Annotated in this window: 5 protein-coding genes and 2 rRNA genes (1 of these 7 only partly in view); 3 read left to right on the top strand and 4 right to left on the bottom strand. The window is 45.6% G+C overall.

All coding sequences use genetic code 11. The features are described 5' to 3' along the window. A 23S ribosomal RNA gene (locus FX988_RS10860) occupies positions 1–2,329 on the top strand; it begins 555 nt to the left of the window's first position. A gap of 172 nt (positions 2,330–2,501) precedes the next feature. Beyond that, positions 2,502–2,617, top strand: a 5S ribosomal RNA gene (gene rrf / locus FX988_RS10855). A gap of 570 nt (positions 2,618–3,187) precedes the next feature. Here rrf and FX988_RS10850 read toward each other — a convergent pair. The 4 genes from FX988_RS10850 to FX988_RS10835 all read right to left on the bottom strand — a co-directional run bounded on the left by FX988_RS10850 (position 3,188) and on the right by FX988_RS10835 (position 11,697). Beyond that, the gene (locus FX988_RS10850; RefSeq protein ID WP_160179800.1) at positions 3,188–3,583 is read right to left on the bottom strand and encodes a DP-EP family protein; all 396 of its coding nucleotides are present in this window, start codon (positions 3,581–3,583) and stop codon (positions 3,188–3,190) included. A gap of 34 nt (positions 3,584–3,617) precedes the next feature. Continuing rightward, entirely contained in the window at positions 3,618–7,025 is a 3,408-nt protein-coding gene (locus FX988_RS10845) for a winged helix-turn-helix domain-containing protein (protein ID WP_160179799.1), read from the bottom strand. Positions 7,026–7,315: 290 nt separating this feature from the next. Continuing rightward, entirely contained in the window at positions 7,316–10,525 is a 3,210-nt protein-coding gene (locus FX988_RS10840) for an efflux RND transporter permease subunit (protein WP_160179797.1), read from the bottom strand. 8 nt (positions 10,526–10,533) lie between these two features. Continuing rightward, the gene (locus FX988_RS10835) at positions 10,534–11,697 is read right to left on the bottom strand and encodes an efflux RND transporter periplasmic adaptor subunit (RefSeq protein ID WP_254700597.1); all 1,164 of its coding nucleotides are present in this window, start codon (positions 11,695–11,697) and stop codon (positions 10,534–10,536) included. 336 nt (positions 11,698–12,033) lie between these two features. Here FX988_RS10835 and FX988_RS10830 point away from each other — a divergent pair, with 336 nt between their 5' ends. Then, positions 12,034–13,626, top strand: coding sequence for a M28 family metallopeptidase (locus tag FX988_RS10830; RefSeq protein WP_412761935.1), 1,593 nt, complete (start codon positions 12,034–12,036; stop codon positions 13,624–13,626). Positions 13,627–13,639 lie beyond the last annotated feature (13 nt).

Genomic DNA, 13,639 nt, shown 5'->3' with positions numbered 1-13,639 from the left:
TATAATGGGTCAGCGACTTATATTTTGTAGCAAGGTTAACCGAATAGGGGAGCCGTAGCGAAAGCGAGTGTTAACTGCGCGTTTTAGTTGCAAGGTATAGACCCGAAACCCGGTGATCTAGCCATGGGCAGGTTGAAGGTTGAGTAACATCAACTGGAGGACCGAACCGACTAACGTTGAAAAGTTAGCGGATGACTTGTGGCTGGGGGTGAAAGGCCAATCAAACCGGGAGATAGCTGGTTCTCCCCGAAAGCTATTTAGGTAGCGCCTCGGACGAATACCACTGGGGGTAGAGCACTGTTAAGGCTAGGGGGTCATCCCGACTTACCAACCCTTTGCAAACTCCGAATACCAGTGAGTACTATCCGGGAGACACACGGCGGGTGCTAACGTCCGTCGTGAAGAGGGAAACAACCCAGACCGCCAGCTAAGGTCCCAAAATTATTGCTAAGTGGGAAACGATGTGGGAAGGCTAAGACAGCTAGGAGGTTGGCTTAGAAGCAGCCACCCTTTAAAGAAAGCGTAATAGCTCACTAGTCGAGTCGGCCTGCGCGGAAGATGTAACGGGGCTAAGCAATATACCGAAGCTGCGGACGCATAGTTTACTATGCGTGGTAGGGGAGCGTTGTGTAAGTGGCTGAAGGTGAACTGAGAGGTTTGCTGGACATATCACAAGTGCGAATGCTGACATGAGTAACGATAATGCGGGTGAAAAACCCGCACGCCGGAAGACCAAGGTTTCCTGTCCCATGCTAATCAGGGCAGGGTAAGTCGGCCCCTAAGGCGAGGCAGAAATGCGTAGTCGATGGGAAACGGATTAATATTTCCGTACTTGGTATATCAGTGATGGGGGACGGAGAAGGTTATGCAAGCATAGCGTTGGTTGTCTATGTGAAAGTGTGTAGGGTTGAAGTTTAGGTAAATCCGGACTTCTACATGCCTGAGACACGAGACGAGACTCTACGGAGTTGAAGTTGCAAATACCCTGCTTCCAGGAAAAGCCTCTAAACTTATGATATATCGAACCGTACCCCAAACCGACACAGGTGGTCAGGTAGAGAATACTAAGGCGCTTGAGAGAACTCGGGTGAAGGAACTCGGCAAAATCGTACCGTAACTTCGGGAGAAGGTACGCCGCTGTTTGTGATGAGACTTGCTCTCTAAGCGAATGGCGGCCGCAGTGAAAAGGTGGCTGGGACTGTTTATTAAAAACACAGCACTGTGCTAAATCGAAAGATGACGTATACGGTGTGACACCTGCCCGGTGCCGGAAGGTTAATTGATGGGGTTAGCGCAAGCGAAGCTCTTGATCGAAGCCCCGGTAAACGGCGGCCGTAACTATAACGGTCCTAAGGTAGCGAAATTCCTTGTCGGGTAAGTTCCGACCTGCACGAATGGTGTAACCATGGCCACGCTGTCTCCACCCGAGACTCAGTGAAATTGAAATCGCAGTGAAGATGCTGTGTACCCGCACCTAGACGGAAAGACCCCGTGAACCTTTACTATAGCTTGGCACTGAACATTGACCCTACATGTGTAGGATAGGTGGGAGACTTTGAAGCGTGAACGCCAGTTTGCGTGGAGTCATCCTTGAAATACCACCCTTGTACGTTTGATGTTCTAACGTTGTTCCCTAATCGGGAATGCGGACAGTGCCTGGTGGGTAGTTTGACTGGGGCGGTCTCCTCCCAAAGAGTAACGGAGGAGCACGAAGGTTGGCTAATCCTGGTCGGACATCAGGAGGTTAGTGCAATGGCATAAGCCAGCTTAACTGCGAGACAGACACGTCGAGCAGGTACGAAAGTAGGTCATAGTGATCCGGTGGTTCTGTATGGAAGGGCCATCGCTCAACGGATAAAAGGTACTCCGGGGATAACAGGCTGATACCGCCCAAGAGTTCATATCGACGGCGGTGTTTGGCACCTCGATGTCGGCTCATCACATCCTGGGGCTGAAGTCGGTCCCAAGGGTATGGCTGTTCGCCATTTAAAGTGGTACGCGAGCTGGGTTTAGAACGTCGTGAGACAGTTCGGTCCCTATCTGGTGTGGGCGTTGGATGATTGAGGGGAGCTGCTCCTAGTACGAGAGGACCGGAGTGGACGAACCGCTGGTGTTCGGGTTGTTTTGCCAAGAGCATTGCCCGGTAGCTACGTTCGGAATCGATAACCGCTGAAAGCATCTAAGCGGGAAGCGAGCCCCAAGATGAGTCATCCCTGGCAGTTTAACTGTCCTAAAGGGTTGTTGAAGACTACGACGTTGATAGGCAGGATGTGGAAGCGTTGCAAGGCGTTAAGCTAACCTGTACTAATTGCCCGTGAGGCTTAACCATACAACGCCCAAGTGACTTTTTATAAGTTTGCGTGTTGTTTGTATGACAAGTATTTAATCAAGAGTAAGACTAAAGAGATTTAGCGACGATTACAGCCAGACCTTACGAGGCGCGGCATCAGCTTTTACATATTGAATTTATTGAGCTAAGGCTTGATAAATAACAGTTTATGTCTGGCGGCCATAGCGATGCGGCCCCACCTGATCCCATCTCGAACTCAGAAGTGAAACGCATTAGCGGCGATGGTAGTATGGGGTTTCCCCATGCGAGAGTAGCACACCGCCAGACTCCCATTTAGAATGAAGCCACCTTAATCGGGTGGCTTTTTTCGTTTTTGTGCTATAGAAAAAATCAACTGTAGTCGAAATCGCATTTTAAAGCTTATTAACGTAGTAGACGGCTAGGTGACATACTTCCCTGTAGCTCAGTCCAGCCCGACATCCATGTCGGTCGTTCAAACGGCTGGAGCGGTGCTCCAGATAGCCCCGTTTTCACCCATGAATGTCGTTCAGACGGGCAAAGCTGCGCTTCGCAAAAGCCTCCGCTTTCACCCCCATGCGACAGCCTCGCTGCGCGGCATCCTATGCGCCAACCGCGATGCGAGACAATACGGTTGCCGGAAGACAACGCCAGACTCCCATTGCACGAAAAAGCCCTGACCAAAAAACGGTCAGGGCTTTTTCGTATATGCGCTTCGCGCAAAGGCAACTCGGCAACAAACCTCTAGGGAAGTATCAACTACGGTATAAACACGTCCATGATGAAAATCACCCATAAAGCTCCCACGTTTTATCCATCAGTAGCCAGTTAACATTACAGAACTACTGCGCATTAAGTGTCACATCATAAAGTGAAAAATTAGTCAGGACGATTTTTGATCATAGGATCGGCACTGATAATAGCGTTGGCAAACTCATCGTCGCCACGCTGAATTAAGGTCAGCCTAACAGAGATATCTTGAGCGCTTTGACAATCATTATTAAAGCAAATAATGTTACCGGCACCATTTATCATAAAATCCCAATTGGTGTCTGGGTTGCAGCCATCTTCGGTTTTTTGCAGTGCCCCGAAGAAGATATAAGGGTCTGCGCTGTCATCAGTATCTAGGGTGAAAATCGCCATGCCTGAGCGGTTAAAGTCGAGTACAACCTCTTCATCCCAGCTTTTTTGCTCGCTATCGTAAAACTGCACTACGGGCTCGCATCCTTGACTCGCTAATACTCGGGATTTAATTCTTTTTATTTGTGGGAACATTTTTCCTTCCTTTTTGGTTGAACGTTATGGTGAGCTAAAAGCTATAATTATTAATCTGCATCAGTGCTAATTTGTCAGCGAACTGTTTAACTTTATCCTGCTGTTGTAAGCAGTCATGAGCTTGTACATAGGGCAGTAATACCTCGTAGCCGCTGTTATAAGTCACAATGGGTTGTAGCAAGTTGGCGGCCTGCTGACAGGCTTTGCGTTTGTCGGAACGGGTATTGCTAGTGGCATTGGTGGTAGATACAGCACCTACCTGGTTCTGTGCGTGCTCATCTTGTTTTGCTTCTAACAAATAAACATTACTTAAGGCGGTCAACAGTAACTGGTTTGAAGGCTGTTCACTTAACAACTTTTCTAACTTTGATTTTGCTAATTGGATAGCACTACCGGCTAAATCCCAATTATCACCAAGTTCATAACTTTTGATAACAATTGCAATCAGTGAATAAAATTTTTTGGCTCTGGATAATATTTTTTGAAAGTCAGGCCACGTTATAGTTTGGCTGTCAGGCGTTTTATGCACCAAAGCCATTAAGTGACGCCCGAATATATCGGCTCGGAGCAAGTCGAGTTGCCATATTTCATTAGATGGGTCTTGCTGTAACAGAGTATCTAGATTAGCTTTGGCCGATAAAGCCGAGCGATTCGCCGCATTATACTGACCTAAATAATACAACACATTGGCATTATTTAGGTAAGAGTATGCAAGGCTTTCGATTAAGTTAGCGTTATCGCTGTGAGTAATTAGTAAGTTAACAATAATGTTTTGTACTTTTTCACGTGTGTGCACCGCTTGTTGTAGGCTGCCTAATTGCTCTTCTGTTTCAGCTAGCCATTCGAGAGTATTAGCAACCTCTAAATGAGATATATCAGTATCAGAAATACCATCAACCAGTTGATATTGAGCCGATAATGCTTTTTCAAACGCCTCTTTGGCGGCACTCAGATCTTGCAGTTTACTGCTAACGGCCCCCATCGCTAGATAGGCATAAGAAAGCTCAAGTTTAGCGTCATCACTATTGGGTTTTAGCTGATTCATCAATTTGCTAAAAGACAGATATTCCTCGAAATGCGGCTTTGCTAAGATGAACTCTGCCTTGTCCGAGGCCAATTGTCCCAACCAAAATGCGTTTGCGCCTAGGGCTTTTAACAGTTCGCTGTTCTCGGGTTGAATTTTATATAATTTGTCTAAAATCGTTTTGGCTGTGCTAAAGGCCTGCTTGGCTTCATCATTTTTATTGCGTGAATAGGCCACTTCACCCATTGCAGCAAGGGTTTGAGCATGCTGAAAGCGGGTCTTAAAATTTTGCGCGGTACCGGTTAAAGAGGGGAAAAAAGCCCCCTCGTCCTCTTCATCTTGTTGGCTAAAATACTCCAAGGCTTTGTTGCTGATCCCATCGAGTAAATCCATGCGCTTTACACTGCGCAGTTTGTCGGCGAACTCACCTACCATAAACCCTAATAGACTTTCGGCTTCTAAGCGTTTTTGCAGGGCTAAATTTTCTGCCTGTTGGCTTTTTACGCTCATAAACAAGGCGGTAAAGGTGAGGACACAAAGTAAGGTCACAGTGGTGCGTTTTAACCAGCGTTTTACGTTACCACTTTTTTGCGATGCTTTGATGAGGGCGCATTCTTCTTCATCAAGCTTAAAAACGGCGCTTTTTTGTAAGTTAACCGCTTCTAATAAGGGTTTTCCCTCTGGGAGTAGGTAGGCTTTGTTTCTATCCTCAAATTGCCAGCGTCCTGCTAATTGCTGTAACTGACTTTTGATCCTTAAGCCGTCTCTGTGTTCACTTATCCAGTTGGCCGCTCGTTGCCATTTCCGTATTAGTGCTTCGTGGGCCAAGCTGAAACAAGGCTCACCGTGTTGTAGATGTGATACAAACAAACGACTCTCAATCATGGCCTGCACAAATTCATGTTGGCTCGAATGTGTGATCGGATTCTCGTCTAATTGTGACCAGCGAGCTGCGCGGCTAGTGATGTTTTCACCATTTGGGGTTAACGTAACGAGTAAAGAGAGTATGTACTCCAGTTGTGCTTGTTGATCTTTGGAAAGCTGAAGAAAAATCTCTTCGGCCTTTTTACCGATTGCGCCTTCGATTCCGCCTAATTTGCGATATACCGAGTATTGCATTTCGTTGTTAGTGCTACGCTGCTCGTACAGTTCTTGCAGGGTGTATTGCAACATGGGCAGGGCATCTGGGTGATTCACTGCTTCATGGCATAAAATCTCATCCAGCGACGTAGTGCTGTTCGGTTCGTTTGTCCAACTTAAATTCGCAGCTTTTGCTGGCAAGCGGATCATTTGACTGAGCTCACTAGACGAAGGAGGCAACAAATCAAAATGCGCCCCTTTGTCTTTGCCTATCATTAAACTAGAGCGGGCTACCACTAATGGATAAAAGTCGTTGCGACAGGCACTAAATATTAAAATACAGCCTGAACTGGCTAAGGTATCAATGGTATCTAGAAAACCCTTGCGTTCATCATTAGCGAAGGCCGGGGATGAAAGTAAGACTTCTAGACGGTCAATAAATAAAAAGAATTGAGGGTTGGCATATTGGCCGGTAGCGCGGGGCTGTTCTTCTTTGGACACGCCAATTGAATCTCGTGCGGCCTCGCACAGAGTTAATACTTGATTACAATCTGTTTGTAGTTTGTTAGCGAGCGCTTCTGCACTTAAGCCATCAAACACAGGGGTATCGTTTACATCCCAATCGAGCATTGAAGAGGCTAAGTCGACGAAGAGCCTAGACTGGCCCACATCAGCGAAATCAAGGCTGGTAGAGCTGATAACACCAATGCCATCATAGCCATTTTTATGGGTCAGGCGGGGCAAAACGCCTGCATTTACCAAAGACGATTTACCGCTGCCACTTGGGCCAAGTATTAAACAAAACGCTTGTTTTGCATTGACTAGCGTTGATACTCGAGTGAGTAAGGTAGCGACTTGCTCATTACGACCAAAAAATACCTCGCTTTCGTCTGGTTCAAATGCGCTTAACCCCGGAAAGGGCGAACCGCCTCGCCAGTCGTTTGGGGTCGACGTATCGGTATTTATGGCTTCATCATCGGGAAAATCGAGTTCGGCAACGATACGATAGCCACGTTTACGAATAGTTTCGATGTATTTGGGGCTACTGGGTTTGTCGCTAAAGGCCTTTCGAAGTTGGGTAATGGCTTTGTGGACTGGGTTATCACCAATTTCGCTGCCCCAGCATTTGGCGGCGATATCGTCAGCACTTAAGACGCTCTCGTGTCCATGCTCATGACGCTGCTGGCAGAGTACTAACAGCACATCCATGGCTTTAGGTTCGAGTTGCTTTACAATATCCCCACTGCGTAGGCAGTTTGTTTTAGGGGTGACTTGCCAATCGCCGATATAAAATATGTGAGTGATTCGATTCAATTTTACGTTCTTTTCGTGACCCATTTACTGAACGCTACAGCGGTAAGTAAATTGAGGTGCCTAAGGAATATGCATTCGAGCATGACGTTTTAAAAACTGTGGTTAATTAATATACGTTAATTTACCTTTGCTATCATCCACTAAAGTCTGATCGTATGAACAGAAAATCGTTTGCTTAATACCATCGTGCGGTAATACGTGAACACTCAAGGAGAGTTTGTTAGTACGCACTGGTAGAACACAATGTAGAACGTATCTATCAATATAAAAAAAGCGCCAGAGGGCGCTTTTGATATAAGTTAATAAAGGCTGAGTTAACTGCTCTTTATTACTTGTTGCTTACTATTTTTTCGATTAAATAGTCGGCCTATAGCTGAAAATAACGCAATGAATAGACCTTTTATATCTTCAAGGATTAGATATAAACAAGGTACAAGTATCAAGGTGACCATAGTGGCGTACATAACGGCAAAACCTAGTGCCACCGCCATAGGGATAACGAATCTAGCCTGAAGGCTAGTTTCAAACATGATAGGTAATACCCCAGCAAAGGTTGTAATTGACGTTAGGGTGATGGCCCTGAATCGAGCACAACCGGCATTGATTACTGCGTCTTTAATGCGTATTCCCATCGCGCGTTGCTGGTTAACAAAATCTGTCATGACGAGACTGTCATTTATAACTACCCCAGCAGCAGCGATAATACCGAAAGTGGACATCATGCTTAAATCGATACCAAACAGGAAATGTCCCCAAATGGCACCGGTTAGACTAAAGGGAATAACCGACATGATGATCAATGGCTGGCCGTAACTTTTTAGCGGTGCTGCGAGCAAGATATAAACCATGATCAAGCCCGCAACCAAAAACATCATTTGCTGGCTTTGTTGTGCTTGCTGCTCTTCAATCGTGCCTCCTAATTCGGTCTTGACTCCAGGATACTTTTCTTTAAGCAGCGGCAGAAGTTCTTCGTCTACAGTGGCGATGACTTCATTCGGTTCAACTTCTTCTTCATCGATTGAGCCGAATACATAAACACTTCGATAACCCCCTTCACGACGGATAAAATTAATGCCTGGCTTCTCAGTTAGGCTGACTACGTCACCTAACATGACTTCTCTACCAGCGGGTGTCGTGATAACGGCATATTTTAGCTCTGCGAAGCGTTCACGGGTCAGTTTAGGGTAGCGCACCATAACGCGCACTTCATCACCACCGCGAATGACTCGTTGGGCTTCGCCACCATAAAAGCTCGCCCCGACTTGTCGGGCAATATCCGCTAGATTCAAACCTAAATCGTAGGCCACAGGCAGCAATTGCATTTGTACTTCTTTACTGGCGGGGTCAATTGACGAACTGATATCGAATAACCCCTCCGTTTGCTGAAGCATTGAGATAAACTCGCGTCCAGCGGCATTTAACGTGTTGATGTCACTGCCAAAAAGCATATAGCCGAATTCACCGTCATCATTACCCCCACCGTTAATGTCATCTATAATGGTAATTGACTTCATACCGGGAATGTCAGGCATTTGCTCGCGCCAGCGCCTTGCTAGTTCGAATGCGTCAAAATGACGCTCCTCTTCATCAACCAATGGTACCTGTACTCTCCCTTCGGTACGGCCACGGTTAAAGACCATGATATCGCGCATCATGCTACTGCCATATTCGTCAATGATCTGTTTATCCACATCAATGACCATACTTTCAATCGTCACCAGCGCGTTGATTACGGCTTCATCTGACACGTTTTCATTCATTTCAAACTTTATGCCGGGGAAGTCATGGGGCACTTTAGGAGAAGGGATCATGCGTACATAATTAGCCGATACTAACCCCCAACTAATAGCTAAAACCGCAATAAAGACACAGAACACAAACCAGCGCCATTCGGTACATTTTTGAACAAAACGCTTATATTTACCGTTCACGAAGCCAAAAAAGCGCTTGTTGAAACGAGCACGCCAACTTGTTTCTTTTACTGGCGTAAACTTCATATGAGCTAGGTGAGCAGGTAGAATCAATTTTGATTCTACTAAGCTAAAAATGAGGCAAAGAATCACAACACAGGCGATAACGTAAAAGAACTGACCTTCTGGACCGGTTGAGAAAAGTGCAGGGGCGAACACAGCAATGGTGGTAAGCACCCCAAATGTCGCTGGGGTGGCTACGCGTTTTGCACCGCGTATTACGCTTTCTGTACCGCCCCCTCGTTCTTCTATTTCACTGTAGGCACTTTCGCCAATGACAATGGCGTCGTCCACTACTATCCCGAGTACCATAATAAATGCGAACAGAGATAAAATATTAATCGTGACACCAAATAATGGCATCATCATTATGGCACCTAAAAAGCAGACGGGTAAGCCAAGCATGACCCAGAACGCGAGCCTAAACCGCAAGAATATGGTGAGCATAATCGCCACCAAAATAGCCCCTTGGAATAAGTTGCTGAGCATCATATCTAGGCGGGCATTGAGGTAATATGTCATGTCGACCAATATGCTGAGTTGCAAACCTGCAGGTAAGGTTTTGTTTCGCATCTCAATATATTCTTTAACCGTTTTAGAAACTGGAATAGTACTTTGATCTTTAGTCGCCTTGACGGACATATAAATGGCATTAACGCCTGAATACTTATAGTAGCGTTGGCCTTCTTCGAACCCATCTTCAATGGTAGCCACGTCGCCTAAGTATACTTTAGCTCCGGTTTCACTGATCTTTACAGGGATGCGCCTGAACTCATCGCCACTGTACATTTGGTTTTCAACGCGTACCGCAACGATACCCGAGTCTGTGCGAAGCTCACCGGCCGAGATATTGGCTGAGTAGTTACGTATGGCTTGTTGTACGTCAGCTAGAGTCAGGTTGTACTTACGCAATATATCGGGTTTGATTTCAATGGCAATTTCATCTTCTGGTGCATCTACTGCAACCAATGAAATATTGTTAAGTTGCAATAACTCATCTTCAATTTTTTTGGCAATCGGCTTAAGTTGAGTAATGGGTAAATCGCCCACCAGAGACATTTCGATAACATCTTGCTGGTACTCAATTTGCGAAATATCCGGTGGCTCCATATCGGCAGGGAAGGTGGCTATGCTATCGACACGAGCTTTAACCTTGTCCAAAACATCTGAAAGCTCTTTGTTTTCTTGTATCTCTAGTGTCACGCGGCCACTGCCACGAAACGCTCGAGAGGTAGATCTTTTGATCTCCGTGATGTCTTTCAACGACTCTTCAATTTTAATCAGAATACTTTCTTCAATCTCTTGAGGCGAAGCGCCGCGATATACTGCACTGATACTGATGTAATTAATTTCGATGTTAGGAAACATCTGACGCTGAATGGTGAAGTAGCTAAACAAGCCCATGATAATGATGAAAATCATCATCAAGTTCGCAGCTACTGAATTATTGGCGAAAAATGCAATCAAGCCAGTTTGTTTTGGCTCAAATGGGTTCGGTAATTCAGGATCTTGATGGGGAACATCAGGCCGAGGTGCTGAATCGTTTATAGACATAGCCCCTCCTACCTAGCTTTTTGAGCAGTTAGCTCACTTGCTTTTTTCTCGTTGCTGACTTTGACTTCCATGCCTGTTTGCGGGTACTCAGGTAAGGTTGTCACTATGCTGTCTTTGTCTGATAACCCTTTGCTAATCAGCAAAAACTCGCCTTCTTCACGGAGTATTTCCACTTTTTTGGGTTGTAGCTTATTGTCTTTATCCATGATCCAAACCGTTTGATTGTTTACCAATGCTTGGGGGAGACGATAAATATGTTCTAGCGTGCGCCCAGGAAAACTGACCTGCACGTAGTTGCCAAATTTAAGGGCTGGCATATTACTTTTAAGACTATAAGGATCGTTCACGCGCACGACTAACTGACTCATGCGGGTCGCTTGGTCTACCACACCTAAGTCACGAGAGATTAATCCCGTGCGCTCAATAGGGTTGTAACCATTGGTGGTGAGTTTCGCTTCCTTTTCGGCCAGATTGTCTGGTAAAAATTCCCGATCAAAACCGGCCACTGGGAAGATAATCTCAGCCGCTTCAACATTGTAAATCTCGCCAACAGTCGTGCCTAGACCAATAAACTGACCGACACCGATATTGCGACTGACGACCAATGCATCGTAAGGCGCAATAACCTCACAGTTGTCTAAGTCGCGCTGGGCTATTTTTAAGCTTGCTTGGGCTGATTTTAAATTAGCTTGGGCGCTGAGTAATTGAGGTTTGCGTAAATACAAGTCAGATACTTTACTACTGGGCAGGCTTTTGGCTTCTTGTTCGGCCACATCCGCTCGAGCTTTTTCTTCAATTAATTGTGATTGTGCCAAACTAACATTAGCTTGTGCTTGAAGTAGTGCAGCTTCGTAGGCATCTTTTTCAATGCTGAACAAAACGCTGCCGCGCAATACTAAACCACCGGCCACAAAGCTTGGGTGCCAACTGACCACTTCACCTGATACTTGAGCTGAGATCATCGTACGTTCTAGCGGCTGTACTTCACCGTAGTTGGCGATAACCACTTGGTAATCTTCAGCGTGTGCCGTTTCAATTGTTACTGTAGGACGCGTATCGACAATGTCTTTCTGTTCGTCTTCTGATGCGCTGACTTCTATCAATGTCATGCCACCAAAGCCGGCGGCAAGAGCTAGAAAGGGAAATAGAACCTTCATCCATCTATTGTTCATTGGGGGGTAAAACCTTATTTGTGTTTCGTTATTATTATAATGTGTTGTTGAGTATGCATCATAGTTGTACATTCCACACAACAAGTACTGCCAATTGTAAACAAAAGTATATCGGTTAACATCTTTCATTCCTAATTAGTTATCAAATTATTTTCCCTGTGACTGCGAATCGAATTTAGCGTTAAATTCAGTGAAATTAGCATGTTAACTGTGCCAAACTAGCAAAATGTATACGAATGGATGTTACCGATGAAGTGTTTAAATTTACGTCACCAGTTTTACAATTATGTTAAGGGTTTTGTCCTTTTGGTATTTATTTGTCTCCCCGTTGAGTTAATGGCGAAGGTTGAGCGCGATGGCGCGTCTGAATTCAAGGTCAATTTGTCTGACGTCGCTGAACATATTAAGACACTGGCTTCAGATTCGTTTCAAGGACGGGGCCCATTAACCGAGGGTGAAGAACTGACGATCACTTATTTAGCGAAACAATATCGCGATATGGGGTTAAAAGGAGCAAACCCGAAAAGTGATGACGCATCCCCCCTCGGCAAATACCTACAGGCTGTGCCAATGGCACAAATTACCCCAGATCAAAACATGCGCCTAACTATAGGCGAGCTGTCTTTTACTTCTGGCAAAGATTTCACCGCACGTACAGAACAAATTAGCACTGAAATTAACTTAATTGATTCTGAGTTGGTCTTCGTGGGTTACGGCATTAATGCCCCAGAATACCAATGGAACGATTACGCCGATATTGACGTGAAAGGCAAAACGGTGATCGTGTTGGTGAACGATCCGGGCTTTGCGACTCAAGATCCAGCACTCTTTACCGGGAATGCTATGACGTATTACGGACGCTGGACGTACAAATATGAAGAGGCCGCTCGCCAAGGGGCAAAAGCGGTGTTGATTGTGCACGAGACTGCACCAGCGGCTTACCCTTGGGGCGTGGTGGAAAGCTCTAATACCGGCAGCAAATACACCTTGGTCGATAACGAACAGAATAAATCTAAACTGCCGATTATGGGCTGGCTGCAATTAGCGGCCACTGAGCAAATTTTCGCACAGGCAGGTTTTCAATATCAGCAACTTAAACAGCGAGCATTGGACAAAGATTTTGTGCCAGTGAGCTTAGAACAAACCGCTAATCTCACCCTAAAAAACACCATTAGTCACGCAACTTCACATAACGTTGTTGCCAAAATCGTTGGTAGAAAATATCCAGATGAGTATATTTTGGTCGGCGCCCACTGGGATCATTTCGGCACCAAGCAAACTCCTGACGGCGACATTATCTATAATGGTGCGGTGGACAATGCTTCTGGCGTAGCAGGCACGCTGGAAATGGCACGCATACTAATGGGCAAGCATAAAGAAAAGCCGTTTGAGCGCTCCATATTGTTTATCAATTTCACCGCGGAAGAAACGGGATTGATTGGCTCTGAGCAGTTTGCTAAAGGCGAAATAATACCTACTAAAAATATGGTCGCCTTGGTCAACATTGACGGCATGAACGTATTAGATAAAGTGGATTACATTCTGCAATATGGCGATGGCTTATCTGAAATGGAAGACTATCTCGCCAGCGCCGCTAATAAGCAGCAGCGAAGTGTAAAGCTCGATCCTAGACCGCAAAACGGTTTGTTTTTCCGCTCTGACCACTTTTCAATGGCGAAACAGGGTGTACCAAGTTTATTGTTTATGAGCTTAGGGGACACGGATCCTGATTATATTGCCCATAAATACCATAAGGCGGCAGATGACTTCTCGGCAGACTGGTCGCTCGGTGGAGTAGAGCAAGATATTGAGCTAATGGTTGATATTACCGAAACATTAGCCAATTCAAGAGTTTGGCCGAAATGGAAAATGGCATCTGACTTTAAAGCCAGTCGCGAAGCAGATTTGGCTAAACCACAAATTGAATAAGGTTAGTGTCTGT

Origin of the sequence: Paraglaciecola mesophila (assembly GCF_009906955.1) — a bacterium.
Lineage (GTDB): Bacteria > Pseudomonadota > Gammaproteobacteria > Enterobacterales > Alteromonadaceae > Paraglaciecola > Paraglaciecola mesophila_A.
This window is presented reverse-complemented; position numbering and strand designations above follow the sequence as displayed.